Source organism: Candidatus Fukatsuia symbiotica (assembly GCF_003122425.1).
Taxonomy (GTDB): domain Bacteria; phylum Pseudomonadota; class Gammaproteobacteria; order Enterobacterales; family Enterobacteriaceae; genus Fukatsuia; species Fukatsuia symbiotica.
This window is the reverse complement of the sequence record NZ_CP021659.1, coordinates 631048-656816: the sequence shown is the minus strand read 5'-3', so window position 1 is coordinate 656816 and position 25769 is coordinate 631048. Positions and strand designations below refer to the sequence as shown.

19 protein-coding genes and 8 pseudogenes are annotated in these 25769 nt (G+C 46.3%); 14 read left to right on the top strand and 13 right to left on the bottom strand.

Annotation, left to right across the window (positions count from 1 at the left end):
• The first annotated feature begins 407 nt into the window (after positions 1-407).
• Both CCS41_RS03060 and CCS41_RS03055 read left to right on the top strand, forming a co-directional pair.
• Positions 408-1193, top strand: coding sequence for a GNAT family N-acetyltransferase (locus CCS41_RS03060; protein WP_072550918.1), 786 nt, complete (start codon positions 408-410; stop codon positions 1191-1193).
• A 41-nt stretch (positions 1194-1234) separates the two neighbouring features.
• Positions 1235-2026, top strand: coding sequence for a class I SAM-dependent methyltransferase (locus tag CCS41_RS03055; RefSeq protein ID WP_072550919.1), 792 nt, complete (start codon positions 1235-1237; stop codon positions 2024-2026).
• A gap of 133 nt (positions 2027-2159) precedes the next feature.
• On the opposite strand, the gene CCS41_RS17565 is transcribed toward CCS41_RS03055, so the two are convergent.
• The 6 genes and pseudogenes from CCS41_RS17565 to CCS41_RS03030 form a co-directional block, all read right to left on the bottom strand.
• The gene (locus CCS41_RS17565; protein ID WP_420836481.1) at positions 2160-2294 is read right to left on the bottom strand and encodes a hypothetical protein; all 135 of its coding nucleotides are present in this window, start codon (positions 2292-2294) and stop codon (positions 2160-2162) included.
• Between the two features lie 327 nt (positions 2295-2621).
• Positions 2622-4607, bottom strand: a complete 1986-nt coding sequence (fhuB, locus tag CCS41_RS03050; protein WP_072550920.1) for a Fe(3+)-hydroxamate ABC transporter permease FhuB — start codon at positions 4605-4607, stop codon at positions 2622-2624.
• Positions 4604-5518 carry a Fe(3+)-hydroxamate ABC transporter substrate-binding protein FhuD gene (gene fhuD, locus CCS41_RS03045; protein ID WP_072550921.1) on the bottom strand — a complete coding sequence of 305 codons (915 nt, stop codon included), beginning with the start codon at positions 5516-5518 and terminating at the stop codon, positions 4604-4606. Before fhuD ends, fhuB begins: the two co-directional genes overlap by 4 nt.
• Positions 5518-6300, bottom strand: a complete 783-nt coding sequence (fhuC, locus tag CCS41_RS03040; RefSeq protein WP_119797713.1) for a Fe3+-hydroxamate ABC transporter ATP-binding protein FhuC — start codon at positions 6298-6300, stop codon at positions 5518-5520. The genes fhuD and fhuC overlap by 1 nt, the downstream gene beginning before the upstream one ends.
• A gap of 115 nt (positions 6301-6415) precedes the next feature.
• A pseudogene (locus tag CCS41_RS03035) lies at positions 6416-7301 on the bottom strand (siderophore-interacting protein).
• 5 nt (positions 7302-7306) lie between these two features.
• A complete protein-coding gene (locus CCS41_RS03030; RefSeq protein ID WP_072550923.1) occupies positions 7307-8530 on the bottom strand; it encodes an MFS transporter in 1224 nt (407 codons plus the stop codon).
• Between the two features lie 129 nt (positions 8531-8659).
• Between CCS41_RS03030 and CCS41_RS03025 the strand changes: the two genes are divergently transcribed.
• From CCS41_RS03025 to CCS41_RS03000, 6 genes and pseudogenes are all read left to right on the top strand, one after another.
• On the top strand, positions 8660-10429 hold the full coding sequence (locus CCS41_RS03025) for an IucA/IucC family protein (RefSeq protein ID WP_072550924.1): 1770 nt from the start codon (positions 8660-8662) through the stop codon (positions 10427-10429).
• Positions 10411-11357 (top strand): annotated as a pseudogene (locus CCS41_RS03020) (GNAT family N-acetyltransferase). Before CCS41_RS03025 ends, CCS41_RS03020 begins: the two are co-directional and overlap by 19 nt.
• Positions 11354-13102: an IucA/IucC family protein gene (gene iucC / locus CCS41_RS03015; protein ID WP_072550926.1), complete on the top strand. Its 1749-nt coding sequence runs from the start codon at positions 11354-11356 to the stop codon at positions 13100-13102. Before CCS41_RS03020 ends, iucC begins: the two are co-directional and overlap by 4 nt.
• Positions 13099-14442 carry a lysine N(6)-hydroxylase/L-ornithine N(5)-oxygenase family protein gene (locus tag CCS41_RS03010; protein ID WP_072550927.1) on the top strand — a complete coding sequence of 448 codons (1344 nt, stop codon included), beginning with the start codon at positions 13099-13101 and terminating at the stop codon, positions 14440-14442. The genes iucC and CCS41_RS03010 overlap by 4 nt, the downstream gene beginning before the upstream one ends.
• Positions 14443-14459: 17 nt before the next feature.
• Positions 14460-16655, top strand: coding sequence for a TonB-dependent siderophore receptor (locus tag CCS41_RS03005; RefSeq protein WP_072550928.1), 2196 nt, complete (start codon positions 14460-14462; stop codon positions 16653-16655).
• 54 nt (positions 16656-16709) lie between these two features.
• Positions 16710-16835, top strand: a pseudogene (locus CCS41_RS03000) (IS5/IS1182 family transposase); the annotation flags it as partial.
• Between the two features lies 1 nt (position 16836).
• Here the strand turns inward: CCS41_RS03000 and CCS41_RS02995 are convergent.
• Positions 16837-17498: pseudogene (locus CCS41_RS02995) on the bottom strand (IS5 family transposase); the annotation flags it as partial.
• Positions 17499-17695: 197 nt separating this feature from the next.
• On the opposite strand from CCS41_RS02995, the pseudogene CCS41_RS17560 reads away from it, so the two are divergent.
• Positions 17696-17911: pseudogene (locus CCS41_RS17560) on the top strand (transposase); the annotation flags it as partial.
• A 28-nt stretch (positions 17912-17939) separates the two neighbouring features.
• On the opposite strand, the pseudogene CCS41_RS02985 reads toward CCS41_RS17560, so the two are convergent.
• From CCS41_RS02985 to CCS41_RS02970, 4 genes and pseudogenes are all read right to left on the bottom strand, one after another.
• Positions 17940-18646: pseudogene (locus tag CCS41_RS02985) on the bottom strand (IS5 family transposase); the annotation flags it as partial.
• 114 nt (positions 18647-18760) lie between these two features.
• A pseudogene (locus tag CCS41_RS02980) lies at positions 18761-18868 on the bottom strand (phage tail length tape measure family protein); the annotation flags it as partial.
• A 63-nt stretch (positions 18869-18931) separates the two neighbouring features.
• Positions 18932-19690, bottom strand: a pseudogene (gene istB, locus CCS41_RS02975) (IS21-like element helper ATPase IstB).
• Positions 19635-19796 (bottom strand): hypothetical protein, encoded by a 162-nt coding sequence (locus tag CCS41_RS02970; RefSeq protein ID WP_162859974.1) that lies wholly within the window; start codon positions 19794-19796, stop codon positions 19635-19637. Before CCS41_RS02970 ends, istB begins: the two are co-directional and overlap by 56 nt.
• Before the next feature lie 19 nt (positions 19797-19815).
• On the opposite strand from CCS41_RS02970, the gene CCS41_RS02965 reads away from it, so the two are divergent.
• The 4 genes from CCS41_RS02965 (at position 19816) to CCS41_RS17050 (ending at position 22768) form a co-directional block, all read left to right on the top strand.
• The gene (locus CCS41_RS02965) at positions 19816-20262 is read left to right on the top strand and encodes a hypothetical protein (RefSeq protein ID WP_119797185.1); all 447 of its coding nucleotides are present in this window, start codon (positions 19816-19818) and stop codon (positions 20260-20262) included.
• Positions 20263-20680: 418 nt separating this feature from the next.
• Positions 20681-22114 (top strand): hypothetical protein, encoded by a 1434-nt coding sequence (locus CCS41_RS02960; RefSeq protein ID WP_162859973.1) that lies wholly within the window; start codon positions 20681-20683, stop codon positions 22112-22114.
• Positions 22115-22128: 14 nt separating this feature from the next.
• Positions 22129-22440 (top strand): YadA C-terminal domain-containing protein, encoded by a 312-nt coding sequence (locus CCS41_RS02955; protein ID WP_119797183.1) that lies wholly within the window; start codon positions 22129-22131, stop codon positions 22438-22440.
• 202 nt (positions 22441-22642) lie between these two features.
• Positions 22643-22768, top strand: coding sequence for a hypothetical protein (locus CCS41_RS17050; protein ID WP_275887678.1), 126 nt, complete (start codon positions 22643-22645; stop codon positions 22766-22768).
• A 236-nt stretch (positions 22769-23004) separates the two neighbouring features.
• Here CCS41_RS17050 and CCS41_RS02950 read toward each other — a convergent pair whose 3' ends face one another.
• On the bottom strand, positions 23005-24027 hold the full coding sequence (locus CCS41_RS02950; RefSeq protein WP_119797028.1) for an IS630 family transposase: 1023 nt from the start codon (positions 24025-24027) through the stop codon (positions 23005-23007).
• A 471-nt stretch (positions 24028-24498) separates the two neighbouring features.
• Here CCS41_RS02950 and CCS41_RS02945 point away from each other — a divergent pair.
• A protein-coding gene (locus tag CCS41_RS02945; protein WP_240313834.1) for an IS5 family transposase occupies positions 24499-25345 on the top strand; the annotation gives its coding sequence in 2 pieces (ribosomal slippage) (positions 24499-24887 and positions 24886-25345; 849 coding nt in all).
• On the opposite strand, the gene CCS41_RS02940 is transcribed toward CCS41_RS02945, so the two are convergent.
• Positions 25274-25630 (bottom strand): IS630 transposase-related protein, encoded by a 357-nt coding sequence (locus CCS41_RS02940; RefSeq protein ID WP_275887688.1) that lies wholly within the window; start codon positions 25628-25630, stop codon positions 25274-25276. The genes CCS41_RS02945 and CCS41_RS02940 overlap by 72 nt on opposite strands.
• Positions 25631-25769 lie beyond the last annotated feature (139 nt).

Genomic DNA, 25769 nt, shown 5'->3' with positions numbered 1-25769 from the left:
ACTCGAATCCTGTGTTGCCCGGTGCACGAAATCCTCATGTACTCTGTGTTAACGAAGGTTACTGTGCGCAGTGCGCCTTGACTTCGTATCACTCGCTAGGGTTTGGAAAGAGGTCTAACGAAAAATGAACCATTTTCAAAGAAAGCCTGTGTAGAAAGCTGTAATTAACTTGCTGTTTATAGTGTACATAAGAACATTTTTCTTAATGTGATTAAAAGTATACAATCAGCCTGTTAATGGATTATGTATATCAACACTCTGATTTTAATACATGATCCTTGATAGTCGGATACGTTTTCTGACCCTGACTGAGTCTCATGAATTGTCAGCTCAATACACATTGTCCCTAGGCTAAAAAAGAGGACTATATTTAAAGGAACGTCAAAAAACAGTGTGTTTTATAAACTATGAATTATAAAAACCGTACGCCATTATTTTCTCTTTATTACCAGATAGAAAACTATTTTTTTACATCGATTAGCCAACGCCATCATTACGTTACTGATGGCGCTTGTGCCTATTTCACTGGTGTCGAATCAAGTGGTCTTAATTTGTTGATCGTAAACAAAAAAAATTGCCATATGGATATAGAAGCCGTTTTACAAAGGGGTATACATTTTTTACACACAACTGAATACCCCTTTAGCATTATGATTCGAAGTGAACTGATTGATATTAAAATAAAAAATAAATTAAACAAAGAAAATTTTCACACTGATGATACATCAACTGCTATGCAACTAAATATGGAGAATTTCCCATCGAGTGACCTGCGCAACAATGATAATATTCAATGCACAGACAGGTGTTTGACAGATTGGACCACGCCGCTAGAAAGTGCGTTTGCATCGATCCCAACAGTCATAAACCAATATCAGGAAAGGCATCAAGCCGCGATAGATGCCAAAAAGAATCTTGTCCACTTTTCGCTCTATGTAAAGCAACAGCCTGTTTGTTCACTCACACTTTCCATGCAAAAGGATATTGCTCGTTTGGACGACATTGGAACAAAAGTTGAGTTTCAGGGGCAAGGACACGCTAGTGCTTTAATGCAGCATGCGCTACGCTATGCGAAGTCACGAAGTATTTCTCGATGTTTTCTGGATGCGTCTACTGAAGGTATTTCCCTTTATAAACGTACAGGTTTTTCAACGCTATTTGAGTACATTATTTTTCATCGCGAGCGGTGTTGATTATACAGCCGAACGCCTAAGTAAGAGAGATTAGTTTAATTATGTCAGACCCTAATTTTGATTATCTGACCCATAATTGTGCTGCATGGGATCAACAAGCCATAAATGAAAAAGAATGGTCACGTCCGGTAAGCAGCGACTTGATTGAGAAAGCCCGGAATGGGCAATGGCAAGTACACCTCACACCTCGCCCATTGCCTCGGGAATGGTTGGGTAATGTCAGTGGCAAACAAATTCTTTGCCTAGCTTCTGCAGGTGGTCAGCAAGCCCCTGTTTTAGCTGCAGCAGGGGCCCAAGTGACCGTCTTTGATATTTCAGACAAGCAACTTGAGCAAGATCGCCGGGTTGCACAGCGTGATACTCTCAAACTGGAAACGGTACAAGGTGACATGTGTGATCTGAGCCCCTTTTGCAATTCACGCTTTGATCTTATTTTTCACCCAATTTCCAATCTCTATGTCCCAGATGTTCGCTCTGTATGGAAGGAATGCTACCGTGTTTTGAAGACGGGCGGTGCTTTACTTGCCAGTTTCTATAATCCTGTAGTGTTTATTGGTGATCGCGACCCAGTTTATGCTGAAAAGGGAATTATTCGACCACGGTATACACTCCCTTATTCAGATCTTAAAGACCTTGATCAAGCCATGCTCAATAAAAAATGCGAGTGTGGCGAAACCGTTGTGTTCGGACATACATTGACGGATTTGATCGGTGGCCAACTTGAGGCAGGGTTCAGCATCGACGGATTTTATGAAGACAAACAACCTAATCCTCGCTTTTTAGTGGATAAGTTCATGCCAACTTTTTTGGCTACGCGAGCCGTTAAAAGATAGAAAATTTTGTTTCTTTGGTATGCCAATATTCTGATCCAATAAATTTGGACACTAAAAAAGGCAAACACTTTCCTGTAAAAACAAGGTATCAGAAGGTGTCTGCAGAAGAATCTAACACGAATTTCGCACTGAGCTAGCGGTTGAACGCCAAAACAGCGCTGACCCCGCGTAGAATACCTGTGGTTTCGCGGCATATCTTTTGCGAAATCGCTTTCATCATATCACTGGCATTATCCGCACTTTCTTCGGCATAAACCTGCCAACCCACAATTTTACGGCTAAAAATATCAAGGAAAACTTAGAGGTAAAAATAAATACTGTTCTTTAATACAGCTGGGTAAATAGCTGATGTCCCAACTGTACAGCTGATTGGGCGAGTTAGCACAGAGTGCCCGGGGTTTACTATTTGCTTTGGTCGGGCGTGACATTAGACCACTACATTCGTCGTAACAATTGTATGCCGGATTAAGTGAATAAAAGCGCTTTAATTTCAACATTTCTGGTATCAAGTTGTGCAACAAAATCCTTGATACAATAACCATTACCTATCAGAATAGCTTCTAAATCATCTAGTTAGCGCGGTAATACTGATTCCTCATTTGTCTTGCTTGCGTAGCAGTAAGATAAAGTATGGTACTCCAATCAAAGTTGCAAGCAACCCTGCAGGGATTTGGTATGGGAACATCACCATACGACCACTCCAGTCGGCAAACATCATTAGAACACCACCGATTAAAGCGGCTATCGTCAGTTGTGGCATCGCACGTTTAAAGCCTAACAACCGTGCCATATGTGGAGCCATCAGGCCAACAAAACTTAGTGGACCCGTCATTAGTGTAGCGGCAGCGGTCAGAGACGAAGCAATCAGCAGAATAATAATACGTGACTGTGCCAGCGCCATACCAACGGCTTTTGCCGTAACCGTACCCAACGGTAATAGTACCAGCCAACGACGGCATAACGGTGTTGTTGCAATCAGGATCACTGCCAAGATTAGGGTGCGCCACGCCTGTGCCGCACTTACGTTGTAAGTCGAACCCGCTAGCCAAGCCAGTAGTATCCCCGTTCGTGGATCACCGCTGGCCAATATCATCACCACCAGCGTAGTAAATACAGTGCTCACCGCAATCCCTGCCAGTAACATACGTTGTGCAGAAAAACCGTTACGTCGTCCCGCAACGACCATGACCAACAACAACGTCAATGCCGCACCAATACTTCCTGCAGGTAAAAACCAGACAATAGTATTCTCTGAAACCAACATCATGAGTACCAGTACACCAAGTGCAGCACCAGAACTAATCCCCAACACTTCGGGACTTGCCATCGGGTTGATGGTAAGTTTTTGGATCAGGCTACCTGCGACTCCCAGCATCATACCTGCCGCCAATGCGGCAATAACTCTCGGTAAACGCCAGGGCAACAGTTCCTGAATTTGTTTACCCTGTGCCCAAAACCAGCCGTTACTGCCACGTCCAAACAGCAACGCTACCACGAAGGTTAAAACCAATATCGCTATGCCAATTGTTATCCAGGAGAATACATGGTTGTGCCCTTTCGCCACGTAATAGCCCTGACGTACGGTGGGTAAATTAGCATTGGTAAGCAGCTTGGGTAGAAATAATAACAGTACTGGCGCTCCGACCAAAGCGGTAGCGGAACCTGTTGGAATGTCGTGCCAAACATGAGCCAACGACTGAACGACTTGATCAGTCAGCCAAAGCAGTAGTGCCCCGATCAATGGAGCTAGTACTATGCGTTGTGTCAAACGGCGAGCACCACAGATACGTGCCAGTAAGGGTGAAAACAAACCGATAAAACCGATCACACCGACAGCATTGACTATCTCCGAACTGATAAGTACCGCCAGTGCCAGTGCTGCCAAACGGGCACACTTAAGTCTTAACCCCAAATTTTTAGCTATGCCGTCGTCTATACCGAGCAGCGTCAGAGGACGGATCAACAATGCCGATAGGATCAGGGCCACCAGCAATAGGAAGATCAGTCCAGTCACATTGTGCCAATCATGCTGGTTCAGTGCACCACTGGCCCAGACGAACATACTTTGCAACTTTTCATGGTTGAATAATGCTATCAGCGAGTTGAGCGCACCGCAGTACAGTCCCATTACCAGACCTGCGAGGATCAGTGTGACAGGAGATATTTGTTTTCCCCAAGACAATCCTATCACCATCAGCGCAACCAGTATCGCGCCACTCAGGGCGGCGATTGACATCATCCAGCTGTCTGAGGGAACTGCCAGTAATATCGCCGCTGTAATACCCAATTTGGCACCAGCAGAAACACCAAGCGTTGCCGGTTCTGCAAGCGGATTTTTCAGAACCTGCTGAAACAAGAGTCCAGCCAGGCCGAGCCCTGCCCCAACCAGAAGAGAAACCACGCTCCGTGGCAAGATACTGTAGTGCATCACTATCTGACTGATATTGTTGATATCTGGTGCTGTCATTGCCTGCCACCACAGGGAAAATGGCAGTTGATATTGCATGTTATATAGCGTTAATGCCAGTGCGGGTAACGCCAGTAGTATGGGAAGTAGCCATATTTTGATATTTACGCTCATGCTTGCACGCCCGCCGCAGATTCCAACAGGTCGCAAAAACGCATCGCTGAAAGAGTAGCGCCATAAAACCAGACACCTGGTTGAATGAAAACTTTGCCTTGACGGACAAAAGGTAACGCTTGCCATAACGCTGTTTTTTGTACCTGAGTAAACAATGTGTCATTTCCATGACTAAAAAAAATTGCCTGTGCTTTAGGTACTATAGCCAATTGTTCAATACCGATAGTAGCACTACCCCAAAAATTGGTATGTCCGATCCAAGCATTTTCTAGGTCGAGATCATTCATCACTTCCTGAAACAAACTGCCCCGACCAAATACCAAGACATGGTTACTGTCCAGTAAGGTAAACAACAATAGCGGTGTATCACGCCATACTTGAATCCTCTGTTTACTTTGATTGATACGTTGCTTGTATTGCTCCAAATGTACCATAGCACGATCTTCTACACCCAGGTGAGTAGCCAGTCTGTACAGTGATTGCTTTGCCAGTTTTAGTGGTTTGCCTGACCCATCGTTGAAGGTGAAGCCCATGATTGGCGCGATACTTTTCATTTTTGTTACCGGCGGTCCAAAGCCTGTCGTATGGAGGATCAACGATGGATTGATATACTGGATAAGTTCCATATTGGGTTCCGTTCGGCTACCAACATCCAGGACTGATACAGGTAGTTTTGGTTGCTGTACCCAACGATGGTAGTTAGCGATTTCAGTCACACCAAAAGGGATAATCCCGAGAGTAAGTAGTAATTCGATCGGTAGCCATTCCAATGCCACTATGCGATTAACATCAAAATGAGTATCAGAGGAACAGGCCGCACCCGCTGCTAGAGAGAATTGCGGTAGCGACAAAGGAAATAATGCCAGCACTGTTAATAAACGCCGCCGCATAAGATCGGGATAATTTTTCATTAATAAATAAAGCTCACTGGCGCACCACCGTTCGGATGAGGTAACGTCCCCATCGGAATACCATAGATTTTTTCTAATACTTCAGCGGTCATTAGTTCCTCTGGCGCGCCCTGTGCGATTAGCTGTCCACTACGTAAAGCTATCAGCTGATCACAGTAGCGCGCCGCCATGTTGATATCATGCAGTACGATAATCACAGTGATCCTCTGTTGACGACTCAGACGTTGAATCAATGACAGCACCTCAACCTGATGCATAATATCCAGCGCCGAAATTGGCTCATCCAACAGTAGGCAGCGGCTATTTTGGGCAACCGTCATTGCCAGCCACGCGCGTTGGCGCTCGCCACCGGATAGGCTATCGACTAGGCGTCCTGCCAAAGGTTTGAGGCCGACCATTGCGATGGCTTCTTCTACATATTGATGGTCTTCACACCGAAAACGTCCTAGCGCACCGTGCCACGGATAACGCCCCAATGCTACCAATTCGCGTACGTTCATACCTTCTGCACCCGGCAGTTGCTGCGGTAAATAGGCCACTTCACGGGCAAAGGTTTTACAGTTCCACTGCGTTAGCGGCTTATTGCCTAACAGAATTTCTCCTCCGCTGGGAGAGAGATGGCGTCCAAGCATTTTCAGCAGTGTGGATTTACCCGATCCGTTGTGACCAAGCAGGCCACATACACTACCTTGAGGAAAGGTTAGGGAAACATTCTGTAGCAAAGTGCGATCGGAAATCGTAAAACTGATCTGTTGCAAAGAGAATACTATTGGGATAGACATCACGGTTTTACTCATCATAGGGTTTCCCAGAAACCTCGACCTTGAAGCCTGGGAGGAAGAGGAGTCGGGATCTCCCCTCTCTTTAAGAGGGGAATTGTCAAATTCAGAAATAACCTTAAAATTTACACCAGTACGCCATGAAATTTATTGTTAATCGATCCAGTTTACACTCAGAAAGAAGGTAATGGCGTAGCATCTTAACAGTCGAACATTCCGCCGCCACCCAAGCGTAAAAATCTGTCGTGCTTTCCGCACGTTCCCACAGTAGATCACCATTCTGACTCCTTTCCGCTAGCGCCGGAGTATCTGTACACGCAGCATCAGAGATGTCTACGTGCTGACGCACAGCCTCTACTAGTAAGGTCCCATGTCGCTGTTGCTGGCTAATATCACGAGGTAACCAGTAAACCTCGGCGAACGAAAATTGTGCAACGTTAATGCAGTCTTTCGCCATTGGCACTTCGAAGAAAGCCTGCACGGGCGGCGGGTTTACCTGTAACGACAATTGCTCCAGGATTCCCATTACAGCCGGCACTGCCGTTTCGTCAGCAATTAACAGAATTTTTTTCACCTGTGCGGACGGCATCCACTCATAACCCCCACTTTTTTCCTTTAAAATCAGCATTCGGAGCTACCATTTGGATAGGATCACCTGGGTTAGCATGAGTTACCCAGGCCGAAGCAGGGCCCTTTACACCGTGTAATACGAACTCCACGTCCACCTCACGCTGCTCGCTGCGTAAGGCCCGCAACGTATAAGTGCGCATCACCGGACGCTGTTTTTTCGGGATCACCATGTAGTTACGGTACCAGTCGTCACTGTTTTCCAACTGTCGCAGCTGTCCATCCTCGTTCCGGAACAGTAGCTTAATGCGCTGGTCAGGCGCTTCCAGCTTCATACGATCCACCTCTGGCCCAGTGAAAATACAGCGTAGCAACGAGGGAGAAATATGCTCCTTATGCTTCAGGGTAACATTAAAAATACGATAGCTTGCGGACATGTAAATTACTCTTTAAAAGTATTGATCGTTATTTGTTGCCGACACCATAGCCAACCGCTAAAGCCGCCTAACAGGACGGCCATTACCAGTGCTGCCGCGACCAATTGCGACTCGCCATAGAGTGTTATCACCATCGGCACCATCAATGCGCTCATGCCGTATCCCAGTGTATGGCTGGTTGCGATCATCCCAGCTCCTTTGCCGGTGGATAATTTATCGTTCAGCATGAGCTGGTAACCCGGTGTTGCCATTGCCGCGCCAAACGACGTCAGTGCACACCCTGCATAAAAAATCACCAGTGGTGAGGTACACATCAGCGCCAGGCCAGCAATCATGAGCACTGTGGCAATCAGCAATAACTGTGCCGGGCTAAAGCACTGTGGGCGCACCACTAGGAACTGGGCCAGCAAGGTACAACTGGCCGCCACGCTGAGTAGCAGCGCCACATGATGACTGACGGTAGTGGCATAATCACGAAACAGCAGCATCAGATGTGGCGCTAGACCCAGTTGCATTAGGCTGACCGTTGCCGCCAGCAGCAGCGCACACATAAGGTAAGGTAGGACCTCCCATGTTAGACGGTTTTGTTGGTGTGGTACTGGAGGCAACGGCAGATCATTCTGCTGGCAGCAGATCACCCACAGCGCAATCAAGGGGGCAACGGCCATCAACCACAGAGGTGCCATTGGATGAAGAGCTAACGCAAGTGCGGCACACAGTGGGCCAAGCAAACGACCACAACTCAAGCCAGAGCTGATGGTTGCCAGAGCCGTCATGCGTTGTTCATAACCTGCTCTCTGCAGCGCCCAGATCTGACTAGCGGGCACCATGCCTGACACCGTCAGCCCATAAAGAATCCGTGCGATAATTAGGCCGCCCAAGCCGGTCATTTCCCTCAACCAACCTGCCGACAGCCCCCATACTGACAGTGCCAGTAAAGCAAAACTCAGCAAATAACCGACCAGCGCCATTACCACCACAAATTTACATCCGCGAATTTCTGACTGACTGCCCCAATAAGGAGAGCTAATCAAAAACAACATTGAGCCGAGTGTTAACAGCCCAGCCCAGACAGAAAGGGGAAACTGTGTCATACTGACCAGCATCGGCAATGCCACCAGTAAACCGTTTTGCCCAATGCCCAGCAACCCGGCACAAAACGCCAGCGGCCAATTACCAGCAGACGCATTTCTGACAGTGACGTGTTTCGATTTAGGAGATACGCTCATAAAAAAATCAAAATAATTATTAAGAAAATAAGTACCTTACAAGTAGGCACGAACAAAAATAATTATAATCCAATTGATAATAATTACTATTAATATTACTATTATTATTATTTAAAGTGACTAGGTATCATGACTATCCAGTTTGAAACCACAACAACCGATGTGGCTATACAATGTTTCCTCAACGCATTTATGCGTGAAACTCGGGATTGGCAAATTGTCCCGACGACAGATATCCAGCAACATACTCAAGTGCATATTCCTCTTTCCCATTCCCAAACAATCCGTATCGCCTTACAACATATCTCTCCAACCCAGCATCATCAATACATCTTCCCTGCACGCCTGCATGAGCAGGGTGATGGTAAGGGTGTTGCACTGAGTGTGGAGCAACTGGTGACGCTATTGTTAGAAAAACCGGCGGTACGAGGTGAATTGACGGATGAGGTTATAGCTCGCTTCCGCCAGCGAGTGCTGGAAAGTCATGACAATACCCACAATGCCATTAATATTCGCCTCGAATGGCCTATGCTACGCGATAAGCCGCTAAACTTTGCCCAGGCGGAGCAGGGATTGCTGGTCGGGCACGCTTTCCACCCTGCGCCAAAATCCCGTGAACCCTTTGATAAACAACAGGCACGCCGCTACCTACCCGATTTTGCCGCTCAATTTCCACTGCGCTGGTTTGCTGTGGATAAACGTTATGTGTGCGGTGATAGCCTGGTGCTCACGCTGCAACAACGCCTGCAACGCTTCGTTACTGAAAGTGCACCGCAGCTACTAAAACATTTTACTGATAATGTCTGGCTGGTACCGATGCACCCGTGGCAAGCCGACCATCTGCTGGCACAAGCATGGTGTCGGCAATTAATTGCGCAACAACGGATGCGGGATCTGGGTGAAGCGGGTGAACGCTGGCTGCCAACCAGTTCATCACGTTCGTTGTATAACGCTTCCAGTCACGACATGATTAAGTTTTCTCTCAATGTGCGCCTGACCAACTCAATACGTACCTTGTCGGTGAAAGAAGTGAAACGCGGCATGCGCTTGGCACGGCTTGCGCAAACACCACGCTGGCAGGAACTTCAGGCATGTTATCCCACTATGCGGATAATGCAGGAAGATGGCTGGGTCGGCCTGCATTCAGTCAATGGCGTGATCCAAGAAGATAGCTTGATGACATTCCGCGACAACCTTTTGTTCAGTCTGCCGGAAAGCCAAACCAATGTGCTAGTGACATTGACTCAGGCTGCACTGGACGGTGGTGACAGTTTGCTGGCTGCCACAGTACGACGTTTGGCCGAGCGTCTCAAGCTACCTGAGCAGTGTGCAGCCCATTGTTGGCTAGATGCCTACTGCAACCACGTACTATTGCCACTATTCAGCATCGAGGCCAATTACGGCCTAGTGCTGCTGGCTCATCAGCAAAATATCCTGGTGGAGATGCAGCAGGATCTGCCGATTGGCATGCTGTATCGCGATTGCCAAGGCAGCGGTTTTACCCGAAACGCTATGCCATGGCTGGAAGAGATCGGTGAGGCCGATGCGGAAAACCTTTTCAGTGAGCAACAACTGCTACGTTACTTCCCCTATTACCTTTTAGTGAACTCCACTTTGGCAGTTACCGCTGCGATGGCGGCTGCCGGTTTCGACAGCGAAGAGAACCTGATGGCAAAGGTACGCGATTTACTCAGCCGCCTGCGCACCATAACGGAAAACACTCTGTGCTTGGACTACGTTCTGGATAGTACATATTGGAATTGCAAAGGTAACTTTTTTTGCTATCTGCACGATCACAATGAAAACACCATCTTAGATCCTGCAGTGATTTACTTCGATTTCGTCAATCCATTGCACGAGAGTCAAGGAGGGAGACAATCATGCAGCAGGCCAAACTGATATATGCCGTTGGGGGTTACGCTGTGAAACCCAAGGAAAAAAACTGTCGCTCAGCTTGGGGCTGGATGGAAGCGCAATACTCCATTACCCTGGTCCCCTAACCCAAGGCTGGTTAGTGCAGGCGCTAGACCAACTGTTAGTTGCTGCGCCACAGCTCACCGGCATTGTCCTACCGCACGCCGAATGGCACGAAGAACCGCAGGCTAAGGCGTTATTTACCCTGGCAAGCAGTGACTATTTGGCACGTGAAGTTTTTTACCAGTTGCCACTTTGGTTAATGACAAAGCGTAACAGCGCTTCCAGCAAAATGCAGTACAATGCTGAATGCGAACTCTGGTCCCCGAAACGTCCGGCGCGCCCGGTGGGTGAAGTTTACCGCCGTTTCGATCCGCAAACTCAACACACTTTGAGCTTCCGTCTACCGGAAGTAGCACAAGATGTTGAACAGTTTACTCGTTGGATGAACTTGGCACGTGTCGATGCTTTTTGGAAAATGAGTGGTCCACTGGACATGCAGGCTGTTTATCTGCAACGCCAGCTGGATTCCAGCTATTGCTACCCACTGTTGGGTTGCTTCGACGATCAGCCGTTCGGGTATTTCGAAGTGTACTGGGCGCCAGAAGACCGTATCGGCCGCCACTACCGCTGGCAGCCGTTTGATCGTGGTCTTCATATGCTGGTCGGTGAAGAAAACTGGCGGGGTGCACGCTACATCCGCAGCTGGCTGCGTGGCCTGACCCATTATCTGTACCTTGACGAGCCACGCACTCACCGCGTGGTGGCTGAGCCGCACGTCGATAACCAGCAACTTTTCCGTCATCTGCCAACTGCAGGTTACCAGACCATCAAGGAATTTGATTTCCCGCATAAACGCTCACGTCTTGTCATGAATCAGCGTTGGAATTTCTTCCAAGAGGCATCCGTATGATAAAAAATGACTACGCTGACTGGCAATGTGTCAACCGCCAGATGATCGCTAAAATTCTGGCCGAATTGGAGTACGAACATGTATTCAGAGCTGAAACACAGGGTAGAAAATGGCGTATTATGTTGGGCGACGCTACCTACACTTTCAGCGCTCGACGTGGCATCTGGGGCTGGCTGCATATCGATCCGACTTCACTGACATGTGACAACCCGCCATTATCAGCCGATCAGACACTTCGCCAGTTAGCACAAGTGCTGGATATGGACGATGCACAGATCGCTGAACATCTGGAAGACCTCTACGCCACGCTGCGTGGTGACATGCAACTCCTGGCCGCGCGCAATGGCATGAGTGCGCAGGATCTGATCGCTCTCGATGCCGATATGTTGCAATGCTTGCTGATCGGACACCCAAAGTTTATCTTCAATAAAGGCCGCCGTGGTTGGGGGCTCACAGCGTTGCAGCAATATGCACCCGAATACCAGAGTCAGTTCCGTTTGTACTGGGTGGCAGCAAAACGTGGCAACTTTGTCTGGTGTGCTGACGAAGGTTGCCCGTTGGACAATCTGCTCAATAGTGCAATGGAGCAGGGCGAACGCCAACGTTTTAACCTTCGCTGGGACGAGCTGAAACTAAGCAACGACTGGGTACCTGTGCCGCTGCACCCATGGCAGTGGCAACAAAAAATTGCCCTACATTTTTTGCCACAATTGGCATCCGGTGAATTGGTGGAGCTGGGAGAGTTTGGTGACTACTATCTTGCACAACAGTCACTACGCACCTTGACCAACGTCAGTCGCCACACACCGTTCGATATCAAGCTGACACTGACCATTTACAATACCTCATGTTATCGCGGCATCCCGGGTAAATATATCAGCGCCGGACCCGCAGCATCACGCTGGTTACAGCAGCTCTTCGCCGAAGACCTCACGCTGCAGGCCAGTGGTGCGCAGATCCTCGGCGAGCTGGCAGCGGGCTATATGGCACACCAGACGTATGCCTCTCTGAAGCAGGCTCCATACCGCTACCAGGAGATGCTTGGGGTCATTTGGCGCGAAAACCCTTCCTGTTATCTGCGAGATGGTGAGCAAGCAATCCTTATGGCTACACTGATGGAAACTGACAATGGTGGTGAACCGTTGATTGGCGCCTATATCACACATTCCGGCCTGAGTGCTGAAACTTGGCTGGAGAAAATGTTCCAGGCCGTGGTCATCCCGATGTACCACCTAATGTGCTGCTACGGTGTAGCGCTGATCGCCCATGGGCAGAACATCACGCTAGTGATGAAAGATCACGTTCCGCAGCGTGTGTTACTGAAAGATTTCCAGGGTGACATGCGCCTAGTGGATCAGGAGTTTCCACAGGCGATTTCACTGCCGAGGGTGGTGAAAGAGGTTACCGTGCGACTGTCCGCCGATTATTTGATTCATGACTTGCAAACTGGGCATTTTGTCACCGTACTGCGTTTTATTTCGCCACTGATGGCTGCTTTCGATGTGGATGAATCACGTTTCTACCAAGTGCTGGCGCAGGTGCTAAAATGCTACATGGCTCAGCACCCACAGTTAGTCGAACGCTTTGCCCTTTTCGATCTGTTTACACCACAAATCATTCGTGTGGTGCTCAACCCAGTGAAACTCATCTATTCAGAACATGACGGCGGTAGCCGTATGTTGCCGAATTATCTGAAAAATCTTGATAGCCCTCTTTATCTGGTTACTAAGGAGTTTGACCAATGAATCACCCCCTCGATTTCATCGGCATCGGTATCGGCCCCTTCAACCTCAGCATTGCTGCTCTAAGTAGCGAGGTTCCCCGCTTTAACAACAAGTTTTTCGAGCGTAAGCCAAATTTTTCTTGGCACCCGGGCATGATGGTACCGGATTGTCGCATGCAGACCAGTTTTCTGAAGGATTTGGTCAGCGCAGTATCGCCTACGAATCCGTATAGCTTTCTTAATTATCTGGTTAAACGGAAAAAATTCTATCGCTTCCTGACGACTGAGCAACGCACTGTTTCACGCGAAGAATTCGCCGATTACCTTAATTGGGCCGCCAACGACTTGAGTTCACTGGAATTTAGCCAAAACATCCAAAGCGTGGATTTTGACGACCAGCAACGCCAGTTTGTCGTTACAAGCCATAGCAGCGTCTACCGTGCTCGCCATATCTGTTTGGGTATTGGCAAACAAATCAAACTACCGGAATGCGTGGTCGAGCAGAACGAACGTTGCTTCCACGCCAGCGAGATGGCTCAGCGTAACCCAAACCTGACTGGTAAGCGCGTCACCATCGTTGGCGGTGGCCAAAGCGGTGCTGATCTGTTTCTGAACATCTTCCGTGCCGAATGGGGACAACCGCAGCAGCTGAATTGGATCTCTCGCCGCAACAATTACAACACACTGGACGAGGCAGCATTCGCCAACGAATACTTCACACCTGAATACGTAGAAGGGTTCAATACCTTAAACGATGGCGCCAAGCAACGTATGCTGACGGAACAAAAGATGACTTCCGACGGTATAACCAGTGAATCGTTGCTGACCATTTACCGCGCAATATACCACCGGTTCGAAGTACTGGGCGAAAAGCCTTGGGCGCGCTTACTACCAAGCCGTACGCTTGCCGCACTCCACACCCAGGGTAATGGCTATCAGCTAGTGACCCATCACCATCTCGATCATGGCAAAGAAACTTTCGATACAGACATAGTGATCTTCGCCACAGGCTATCAGCAGGATCGCCCGGCATTCCTCGAGCCGTTAGCTTCTCGCTTGTTTATTACTTCAGACGGTAATTACCATGTAGCGCCTGACTTCACGCTGGGGTGGAACGGACCGCGTGACAATTGCCTGTTTGCCGTCAATGTCGGCATGCACAGCCACGGCATCGCGGAACCACAGCTCAGCATGATGGCCTGGCGTTCGGCTCGCATTCTCAACCGGGCATTAGGACGTGATCAGTTTGATTTAACGTCTACCCCGACAGTGATCCAATGGCGTAGTCAGCAGCAAGACGCCCCTACCTGCACTGAACACACGATGCTCAATATACATCGAGTTTTGGCATACCAACCATGAGAACAATATAAATAAAGATGAAACGCAAACACCTCTGGGGATTAAACATGGGCTTGCTAGCGATACTCCCCCTTGCAGCCTGGGCAGAAGAAAAAAAGAATGAGGAACAAATCGTTGTCTCCGCCAGCCGTATACAACGTCCGGTCGCAGAAATGGCTCAAGCTATCTGGGTAATCGAAGACCATGAAATCGAGCAACAGATGCAAGGTGGTAAGGAGATAAAAGATATCCTGTCTCAGTTAATTCCAGGTATAGACGTCAGTAGTCAGGGGCGCACCAACTACGGTATGAACGTACGTGGTCGTTCGATGATGGTGATGATCGACGGCGTACGGATAAACTCATCACGTAGCGACAGTCGCCAGCTGGATTCGATCGATCCGTTCAATATTGATCATATTGAAGTTATTTCCGGTGCTACCGCTTTGTATGGTGGCGGCAGCACCGGCGGCCTGATCAACATCGTTACCAAAAAAGGCAAGGAAGAGAAGCAGGTCGAACTACAGATTGGTAGCAAAACCGGCTTAAAAAACCACAATGACCACGACGAAAATGTGTCTGCTGCTGTCAGCGGTGGCAATGACTATGCTGCAGGCCGCTTGTCTGTTTCCTACCAGCGCTATGGTGGCTGGTACGACGGTAAAGGCCAAGAGGTGCTGATCGATAACACTCAGACCGGGTTGCAGTATTCCGATCGCATCGACGTGATGGGTACCGGTACCATCAACATTGATGACCACCAACAAATGCAGTTGACCACACAGTATTTTAACAGTGAATCGGATGGTAAACACGGCACGTACCTGGGTAAGAATTTCTCTGCGGTCACCAGCACGAATCGGGCGTCCAACAGCGGAGGCCTGAATGCCGACCGTATCCCGGGTACCAAACGTCATCTGATTAACCTGCAATACTCTAATACCGATTTCTGTGGCCAAGATCTGGTAACTCAGATCTATTATCGAGACGAAAATCTAACCTTTTACCCTTTCCCTAAACTGAGCAAAGGTACGGTGAGCAGTATTAGTGCTTCAGAACAAAAAACCGATTTCTACGGCGGAAAAATGACGCTAAACAGTAAGCCAAGCGACAACCTGGCGCTGGCTTATGGTATCGACGCCGATCACGAAAGCTTTAACACTAACCAACAGTTCTTCAACCTAACGAAGGCACAGCAGTCTGGTGGTATGACGCTAAAAAAAATCTACAATGTTGGCCGCTACCCAAGCTACACGACCCTCAACCTTGCACCGTTCCTGCAGAGCAGTTACGACATCAATCCAATCTTCACCTTAAGTGGGGGTATACGTTATCAGTATACCGAAAACAAGGTAGATGATTTCGTTGGTTATGCACAGCAGCAGGCGATTGCCAACGGAACGGCCGCTTCTGCCGACACAGTGCCAGGCGGCAAGACTGATTACAATAACCTCCTGTTCAACGCCGGTTTGCTGGCGCACCTGACTGAACAGCAGCAAACCTGGTTTAACTTCTCACAAGGCTTTGAGATCCCGGACCTGGCAAAATATTACGGTTCCGGCACCTATAGGCTGGTCAACGGCCATTACCGGCTGCAAAACAGCTTGAACGTCAACAACTCCAAGCTAAAAGGTATAAAGATCGACTCCTACGAGCTGGGTTGGCGTTATACCGGGGATACCCTGCGCACCCAGGTTGCAGCATATTATTCGTTGTCAGATCAGACCATTTCAATTAACAAGACCGATATGAGCATCAATGTACAGTCGTCTAACCGCCGGATTTACGGAATAGAAGGCGCTGTAGATTATTTCTTCGAAGACAGCGACTGGAACATTGGCACCACCTTTAACCTGATTAAATCGGAGACCCAAACCGATGGCAAATGGCGGAAATTAACCATCGATACCGCCAGCCCATCGAAAGCTACAGCTTACGTCGGTTGGACGACTGACAACTGGGAGCTACGTGTACAATCGCAGAATACCTTTGACATGTCCGACGGTCAGGATCGCAAAATCAATGGCTATAATACCATCGACTTCCTTGGCAGCTATGCCCTGCCGGTGGGCAAAGTCAGCTTTGGCGTGGAAAACGTGCTGAACAAGGAGTACGCAACCGTCTGGGGACAGCGTGCACCAATCCTTTACAGTCCAGCCTATGGCTCACCAGATCTCTATAACTACCAGGGCCGTGGCAGAACTTTTCGTTTAAACTATTCTGTGATTTTTTAAAATTAGAAACCCGGCGCTGTTGTTCTGAATACCATCAGTGTAACGACAGCGGATGTGACGGATAGGAAATTTGCTTGGCTCGAAAAATGCCGAAGGGTATGGAAAAACTGCGAGCAACAGCTCAATACCAGCCTGCAGTTCGTTAATCGTCTCTTCATTAGACCTCTTCGGAAACTCTGATTTATCTAATTTCCATGTTATAAATTGCTGCAATCAGATTAAATCGTAATCCAAAACGTTTTCGCCTGTTTCGATAACGATCTGATACGATTTTAAATCGTTTAATCATACCAATGACATTTTCGTTTAATACACGCTGGCTTGATAACTCACGATTGTTGCGTTTATCTTCTTGTGTTAAGGGATTTTTCTTTGTCTTTTTCTTAGGCAACGCCGAGTTTGAATGGATCTTGCCAAGCCCTTGGTAACCTGTATCTGTCACTGTTTTGATTTCAGGATGTATTCGCACGCCAGACTCTTTGAACAACCTAAAATCATGACGCCTCCCATGAGTAAAGCTTGTACAGATGACTGCTTTGCTTTTTTTATCGACGATCACTTGGGTTTTTAAGGTGGGTCGTTTCTTTTTTCCTGAGTAAAACTGCTTTTGTTTTTTTTGGGACGTTCAATCGGCGTTTCTGTGGCATCAATAAGAACGAGCTCATACTCCCTATCACTTTTTAATAAAGCTTTGCGTCCAGAGAGTGCAAAATCAGGATGCTTTATTAGCGTATTTTCTATCCATTTAATCGTTTCATAGCAGGTGCTCTCACTCACCCCATCGCTTCGGCTAACATGAAAATAAGTGCGATATTCCCGTAGATACCCAAGTGAAATCAAGATGCAGGATTTAGCTCCATCACTTACAACCCAATAATAAAATCTCAATGGAAACGATGGGTAAAACGAAATAAAGGGGGAAAAGTCGGTGTCTGTGCTGCAATGCGTAAATTACTCCAACTGGCCTATGGCGTGCTGAAATCAGGTCTCCCTTTTGATACAAAAATAGCGCTTGCAAAGACGTAATCAAGACGGTATCTGTCGAGCACACGGTGTTTGATAACGCCCTTTTGCGTAAACGGTCATTGGTTGAAACCGTTTTTGAACAACTACAAAATATGTGACAAATAGGGCAGATTCGTCACCGCCCACCACAGCATTTTATCGTCAATTTACTCGGCGGCATCGACGCTTACTGCCTTACACCATCCAAACCAAAATTAGCTCTGCATTGTGCAAATATCGTCACATTATAAAATAGTCGGCTTATTCCGAACTCAGGTTAAGCATACCGCTCACATTTTCGTTAACCACTCTTTCACTGGCTAATTGCTGATTACTCTTTTTGTCTTCTTTCGTTAATGGATCATTTTTGCGCTGTTTTTTAGGCAAACAGGTGTTTTCATGAACCTTCTTTATTCCCTGATATCCCGTATCAGTGATGACTTTAATTTCAGGATGAAGGTGAGTACCTGATTCTTTAAACAACCGAAAATCATGGCGTTTTCCGTTTGAAATACTTTTTTGTTTTTCTGTCGACCACTACCTGGCTTTTTAACGTATGTTTTTTCTTCTTGCCTGAATAAAAGTGCTTTTGTTTTTTTGGGGCGTTCAATCGGGGTTTCCGTCGCATCTATTAGTACAATCTCATGCTCCACCTTACTTCCTTGTAGCACTTTACGTCCAGGCAAGGCAAAATTCCGATGTTTTATAAGCGTGTTTTCTACCCACCTACTCGTTTTATACGCTGAATTTTCGCTTACCCCATAATTTTGGCCAATATGAAAGTAGATTCGATATTCCCTGATATATTCCAGTGCCATTAGTAGCTGCTCTTCTAGGGTAAGCTTATTCTTGCACCCCCCGCGCGATTTTTTCTGTTGGTCCGCATCACGGAAAATATCAATCATTTTTTCAAATGTTGGGCACTGTACACCCGTTAACCGCCGAAAGTTTTCATCTTCTAATTCTTTAATCTGATTGTATTTCACACACAGTACCTCCAGTCAGCTATTTTTATAAAATTTCCGCTTTTAACGCTAGTTTCGAAAGAGGTCTAGTGCATTGGCAATACCGCCAAAGCTGTCCCGGATTTTTCCCCCTTACTGGATGGCAATCAGGTACAGCGGCATCCCCCCGCCGGCAATCGAGGTCGCAATGTCGGTAAACTGCATCGGCAATTGATGTAATGCCATCCGGTATTGACCTGCCAATACGGTCCCTTTTTCCACGTGGCTTCTTGCGCGTTATATCAACAACAATCTAAAAGTGATCCACTACACTTTTGGTTTGTCCATTAATCCGGCTTGTTTTTTTTCTCTGATCCGATAGCTTTCTCCTTTGATTTGCAAGATATGTGAGTGGTGTAGTACCCGGTCTAACATAGCGGAGGTGAGTGCTGTGTCGTTTGCAAACACCTGGCCCCACTGACCAAACGCAAGTTGCTCGTTAAGATCACTGAAGCTTTTTCATAGCGTTTGGCTATGACATCAAACAGCAATTTGGCTTCATGTACGGTAAAGGGCAGATAGCCGATTTCATCAATAATTAGCAGCCGGGGTGCCTGTACGGCGCGCAGCATGACCTGTTTATAGTTGTCTTGTCGCTGCGCTGTGGCCGGTTGCAGAATTAAGTCAGATTCACTGATAAACCGGGTTTTGATTCCTGCCTGCACGGTTTTGTAACCTAGCGCTATGGGTCTTGCCCACTCCTGAGGGCCCCAGCATCACCACATTCTCCTGGCGCTCAATAAATGACAACGACGCTAACTCAATGACCTGTTTTTTTGGCATACCAGCGGCGAAGGTAAAATCAAAATCCTCCCGCGTTTTCAGGCTGGGGAATCCAGCCATTCGGGTGAACATATGCTGCTTCCGTTGATGGCGTGAACGCTTCTCACACTGCAGAATCTGCTCCAGGAAGGTCAAGTAATCCCACTCTTGTTGCGCAGCTTACTGGGCTAAATCGCAGGCATTTGCATCAATCCCCGGCAGTTGCAGTTCTGACGTAAGTTCGCCAATACGCGATAATTGCAGCTATATCTTTTGCGAAACCGCGTTCGTCAAGATAAACCAACGATTTTCCCTGCTTTTTATAGCCGTCTCTCTTTTTCTGGAAGCTGTGCTGTGCGACTTCACCCAATGTAGCGATCAGCGATCCTTTGGTTTTTATTATCAATAATCCTTGGGGCTTACAATTCGCTCGGCTAATAAAAAACAGTCGATTTCAGTCGGAGACAATTAAAAGCCAGGAAGAAGAAAAATATTGGTATAAGGTGTATCGATTAGAAGCGGTGGTGCAATTGCAAAATCTGCTGGAAAGCACCATGCATAAGCTGACTTTTGACCAGATCCGGCAGCCTGTTTTAAATCTGTATTATTACAAAAACAAACAACAGCAAGATTCAGTGGTAAAAGTACCCGCCATACTGAAAATGCATCAAGAACTCGCGACAGCGCAACGCAACAAACAAGCCGTGGCTATCCCCAATGCCAATACGCATAAATTAGGTTCTGGAATCCATGCGTACGACTTACCTGCCGTGAAAAATGCTATTAATAAATTTATTGTTGAGGTGTTGAAGTTATCACCTGTATTAAATAAATGACGAACACCAAGCACAGCAAATGGTGTTGAATCCACGGGGCTATCCCACTGAATGAACAGGTTTTCCGGCACACCGGATAAGAGTACAAAACGTGTGATTTTTCTGAAAAATTTGAAGATTGCGTAATATTAGTCCACTCACTGAAAAAAACAGTTCCTATTTTGGTAACTATCGCGTTTTATTTCTTACCCTTAGTCTGAATGCGCTTATCACGAATATATGCATGCATCACTAAGTGGAAAAGAAGTATGAAACATTCAATTTCCCAGCTCCAATCTTGCTCCATAAAAAATAAATTTGCCTGTAAAAATAGGACGTTGCCATTGCGCAACGAAATAATATTATGAATAACAAATTAATTTTATTGTCCATGTTACTAACTAACATGATTCTAGCCAATTATTCATACGGAGAGGAAGTGACTGACGAAACTGGCGACAAGAAGCACATAGATACAGCTGAAATTAAGAATGATAACTATGGAATTATGAGAAAAAATGCTCTTGCAGCAGGTCATCAAGCTACGACTGATGGAGATAATACTGTTGTGTTAGGTAGTCATTCTACAGTTAAGCAGTACGGAAGCACAGCTGTTGGAGCTAGCGTTACAGTATCTGGTATTAATGCCACCGCAATTGGTAATAATGCAAAGGCAGAAGTAGACGAATCTGTAGCCTTAGGTGCTCATTCTATAGCAAACAGATCATCAAAAACCATGACTGAAGCATTTTCGAATAAGGCCGTTAATTCGGAAGGTGAAGTTTCTGTTGGTAATGATGATTATGAAGAATTACGTCAAATAACTCATGTTGCGGGGGGTACTGAAGACACTGATGTCGTTAATGTTAGACAATTAAGAGCGGTAGATAACAAAATCCATGATATGCAGAACGCCATCAGCCATAACGAAACTAACGCCAAAACAGCTTTAACCAGGACGCAACAGCATGAAACTACGGCCAGTACACATGCCACGAATGCTAAAACAGCTTTAGACGCCGTCAGTGATCACGAGGCTAAAGCCAAGACAGCCTTAGACAATATTCAGGAGCATGAAACTACGGCCAGTACACATGCCACGAATGCTAAAACAGCTTTAGACGCCGTCAGTGATCGCGAGGCTAAAGCCAAGACAGCCTTAGACAATATTCAGGAGCATGAAACTACGGCCAGTACACATGCCACGAATGCTAAAACAGCTTTAGACGCCGTCAGTGATCACGAGGCTAAAGCCAAGACAGCCTTAGACAATACTCAGCAGCATGAAACTACGGCCAGTACACATGCCACGAATGCTAAAACAGCTTTAGACGCCGTCAGTGATCACGAGGCTAAAGCCAAGACAGCCTTAGACAATACTCAGCAGCATGAAACTACGGCCAGTACACATGCCACGAATGCTAAAACAGTTTTAGACGCCGTCAGCGATCACGAGGCTAAAGCCAAGACAGCCTTAGACAATATTCAGGAGCATGAAACTACGGCCAGTACACATGCCACGAATGCTAAAACAGTTTTAGACGCCGTCAGTGATCACGAGGCTAAAGCCAAGACAGCGTTAGACAATACTCAGCAATATGAGGCTGATTTCAAGACAGCTATCGAGTCGACTAAAAATTCCGCTCAATTGACCCACTCCAGCGCCCATCAGGCGCGAGCGTTAGTGGGGCAACTCGAAAGTGAAATATCGCACATCGGTAAGATGGCTAAGCAAGCCCCTGATAGCGTCATTCATATCGGTCATGATTTAGGGGCAATGCCATCTCTGTCGCGGGAAAGCAGGGGGATAGAGTGCTTACCGGTGTTACCGATGGCATCAGAGATCATGACGCCGCCAATATCTCCCAGTTAAATCGCGTTAACAGAATGACGACTGTCGCACATGCATTAGCCTATAAAAATGCATCAAAAATTAATAATCTTCAATATGAGTTATCTAAGACAAACAAAAAAATTGACCGAGGACTAGCCACATCTGCGGCGTTAACAGGGCTTTTTCAACCCTATAATGTAGGGAAAGTAAACGTTACGGTTGGAGTTGGAGGGTATAATGCCTCTACGGCCATCGCTATCGGTACCGGATATCGCTTCAATGAATATACGGCGGTGAAAGCGGGTGTCGCTTATTCTGGAGAAAATAACCTCATGTACAATACTTCTTTTAACCTTGAATGGTAATCAGCTGGAATGGCCAAGCAACGCTTAATAATGATCTTTACATTTAAGTTATGTGGCTCAATCCACTGGATCAATTTTTCACCAATAAAAAACACAGAGGGTGCCCACACCAGAAAGTAGTTTTATGGATGGGGAGCCTGTCCTGAAAATTGTGTAAGTGCCTATATTCAGATAATTAGTGAATTTAAAAAGGATATGAGCAATGGCAAGAACGAAGAGATTACCCGATACTCCCCAGCAAGCACAGCCACGACGAATAGCCGTAATGGCTATTCGTCAAAGATCCTCATTTTCCAGTACGGTGAATTACCTATCTAACCTCAATTAGGGATAAGCATACATTAGACCTCTTTCGAAACCTACTGTGTGACGCGAATCCTGCGTTGCCCGGTGCTCGCAATCCTCATATACTTATACACTCCGCTTGCTGTGCGCCAGGCGCCTTGACTTAGCATCACTCGCTACGGTTTGGAAAGAGGTCTATTGTATCTCTAAAAAAAGGAAGCGTTATGTTACAAAACGTGATGAAAGAACCGTCAAGAGATGATTTATACCCAAGTGAAATCAAGATGCAGGATTTAGCGCCTGGAAATTATCGTTTAAGCGAGATACCAGAGAACTTGCCATTTGTGGTAGCTTCACCTCAAAGAAGTTTAAGATATCGTTCTTAAAACTCTGTTTAGATGGGTAATATCTATTGTTTCGTGTTTGCTCATTCATCACCTTCCACAATCGCTCTATCGGGTTTAGATTCGGGCTATACGGCGGAAGGTAATGAAGCTGGATATTCAACGTAAGCGCGGCGTCTTGCACAAGCTGTGAACGGTGATAGCCTGCACCCTCGAGGATCACATGTGCCGTTGTCGTGATGGGATAATGCGCGCGAATGGCAGACAGGAAGTGAACCACATTTTCGCTGTTAATCGTCTCATCATCACGGATTATGGGGTTAGCCACATTCTGGATGTTCAAGGCTCCCATGATATTCAACCGCGTTCTGCTCCCGGTGGTCTCTATCGTTTTATCCTGGCCTTTTCGTATCCAGCCGTAGCTTATTTTGGTGGCTTGTGTCGGATGAACGGCATCAATAAACAGTATGGGGTCATTACCCGCGGCGTCTTTCAATTCGCTGTAGGTCTTTATAAATTGCGGCTGTTTCTCAACGTCAAATTTATGCGGAACACCTTTCGGCTTTTTATAGCTAAAGCCATGCTGCTTCAACCCTTTATACAGACCTGATACGGTAAAGGTGATGTTCCAGCGTCCAGCGATATAGGCCACAATTTGGTGATTGTGGTGGTAGAGCGGCTGGGTGAGATGTTCAACCAGCGACGTGGTCTGTTCCGCATTGAGATAGCCATCGGAGCCGCCATTTTCAGGCTTGAGCTTGTTGAGTTTATGATAGTCTGTAAGGTGGCGCCGCACCGTGGTTTCATTAATGAGCTGTGAGTGAGCAATCATAGGGGGAGTCCAGCCGTCTGCGGACAACAAAACACACCGGATCCTGTCACAGACACGGCGGTCATGGCTTTGACGATGTTGGGCTTCGAGGGTAATTTTCTGGTCAGCAGTCAGCTCTATTTTCATGGCTATGAGCATGATCCTTATCGACTTCAAAATCAAGCATCTTCATTGATCACGGGTATATATTGGCGCGACACTCCACCAAGCACTTGAAACCTTTGCTGCATCTATCAGTGCTCACTCTGAGTATAAAATCACTGCAGCTCATTTCGCTCAATACCTTGCCGACCATTATGGTGAAATAGCGAAAGACACGATTATTGCCACACTGAAAAATCAAAAATGGATTTTATTACAGAATAAATAGAATAGCTTTGCTCGTCAAGACTATTTTTATTGGATAAATTTTATATGATTGTCTCATTATTCGGCCTATAAAGAGAGGACCCTATTTTAATACTACCCCTCATAACAATGAAAGACTCTATTATTTATTGATATTGATTATCCCTCTCATTATTTTTTATTAGACCTCTTCGGAAACTAGCATTCATGTAGGAATTTTGTTAAAAATCTCCTGAACAAGGAGCCCTCATGAAATATGAAGTAATAAAGGTACTGGAAGAGGAAAAATTTCGTCGCTTAACCGGTGTTAAACGCAGTAGATTTGAAAAGATGATAAAGATATTGAATAAAGCGGATAAGTGTCAGCAAGGGAAAGGAGGTCGGAAACCCAGGCTGTGTTTAGAAGAGCGCTTATTAATGGCCCTTGAGTATCTACGAGAATATCGCACTTATTTTCCTGTCAGCCAAAGCGATGGGGTGAGTGAGAGCGCCTGCTATGAAACGATTAAATGGATAGAGAATACGCTAATAAAGCATCCTGATTTTGCCCTACCTGGACGCAAAGCTTTATTAAAAAGTGATAGGGAGTATGAGCTCGTTCTTATTGACGCCACAGAAACGCCGATTGAACGTCCAAAAAAAACAAAAGCAGTTTTACTCAGGAAAAAAGAAACGAACCACCTTAAAAACCCAAGTGATCGTCGATAAAAAAAGCAAAGTAGCCATCTGTACAACCTTTACTAATGGGAAGCGTCATGATTTTAGGTTGTTCAAGGAATCTGGTGTGCGAATACATCCTGAAATCAAAACAATTACAGATACAGGTTACCAAGGGCTTGGCAAGATCCATTCAAACTCGGCGTTGCCTAAGAAAAAGACAAAGAAAAATCCCTTAACAAAAGAAGATAAACGCAACAATCGTAAGTTATCAAGCCAGCGTGTATTAAACGAAAATGTCATTGATATGATTAAACGATTTAAAATTGTATCAGATCGTTATCGAAACAGGCGAAAACGGTTTGGATTAAGATTTAATCTGATTGCAGCAATTTATAACATGGAAATTAGACAAATGAGAGTTTCCGAAGAGATCTAATGTTTTTTTATAGCTAAACCCAGCGCGTTTTAACGCATCGCAGATCCCTCGAGCACTGCCCCCCATACGCTGAGCTCGTTCGTATTGAGACACGTCAGGATAGGTTTCCACATCAAGGAGCAACGCGGCGCGATTTATTTTGGTCGCCGGTTTATTACGCGTCAGGCAAGGGTCGATACGTTTAGCCCAGCGCATTAGACTCGCTATCCCCACACAAAAACGTGTCGCCGTTTCGGCAGTGTCATCTTTGAATTCATCAGCCTTGGGGGCGCATGATGCTTTTATTAATAAATTTTATTATTAAATTATACTGTGTTCATTATATTAACGAATGCAATACTAGGTTATTTAACCCAAGGTAAATTTATTCTTTTTTATTTTTTAAAATAAAACAAAAGATTACTTATTGATATTTTTGCATTTT

What these genes read in the sequence shown, in the direction of transcription:
- CCS41_RS03060 (WP_072550918.1), top strand. Translation starts at nt 408, where the DNA reads ATGAATTATAAAAACCGTACGCCATTATTTTCTCTTTATTACCAGATA.
- CCS41_RS03055 (WP_072550919.1), top strand. Translation starts at nt 1,235, where the DNA reads ATGTCAGACCCTAATTTTGATTATCTGACCCATAATTGTGCTGCATGG.
- fhuB (WP_072550920.1), bottom strand. Translation starts at nt 4,607, where the DNA reads ATGAGCGTAAATATCAAAATATGGCTACTTCCCATACTACTGGCGTTA.
- fhuD (WP_072550921.1), bottom strand. Translation starts at nt 5,518, where the DNA reads ATGAAAAATTATCCCGATCTTATGCGGCGGCGTTTATTAACAGTGCTG.
- fhuC (WP_119797713.1), bottom strand. Translation starts at nt 6,300, where the DNA reads ATGTCTATCCCAATAGTATTCTCTTTGCAACAGATCAGTTTTACGATT.
- CCS41_RS03030 (WP_072550923.1), bottom strand. Translation starts at nt 8,530, where the DNA reads ATGAGCGTATCTCCTAAATCGAAACACGTCACTGTCAGAAATGCGTCT.
- CCS41_RS03025 (WP_072550924.1), top strand. Translation starts at nt 8,660, where the DNA reads ATGACTATCCAGTTTGAAACCACAACAACCGATGTGGCTATACAATGT.
- iucC (WP_072550926.1), top strand. Translation starts at nt 11,354, where the DNA reads ATGATAAAAAATGACTACGCTGACTGGCAATGTGTCAACCGCCAGATG.
- CCS41_RS03010 (WP_072550927.1), top strand. Translation starts at nt 13,099, where the DNA reads ATGAATCACCCCCTCGATTTCATCGGCATCGGTATCGGCCCCTTCAAC.
- CCS41_RS03005 (WP_072550928.1), top strand. Translation starts at nt 14,460, where the DNA reads ATGAAACGCAAACACCTCTGGGGATTAAACATGGGCTTGCTAGCGATA.
- CCS41_RS02955 (WP_119797183.1), top strand. Translation starts at nt 22,129, where the DNA reads ATGACGACTGTCGCACATGCATTAGCCTATAAAAATGCATCAAAAATT.
- CCS41_RS17050 (WP_275887678.1), top strand. Translation starts at nt 22,643, where the DNA reads ATGGCAAGAACGAAGAGATTACCCGATACTCCCCAGCAAGCACAGCCA.
- CCS41_RS02950 (WP_119797028.1), bottom strand. Translation starts at nt 24,027, where the DNA reads ATGAAAATAGAGCTGACTGCTGACCAGAAAATTACCCTCGAAGCCCAA.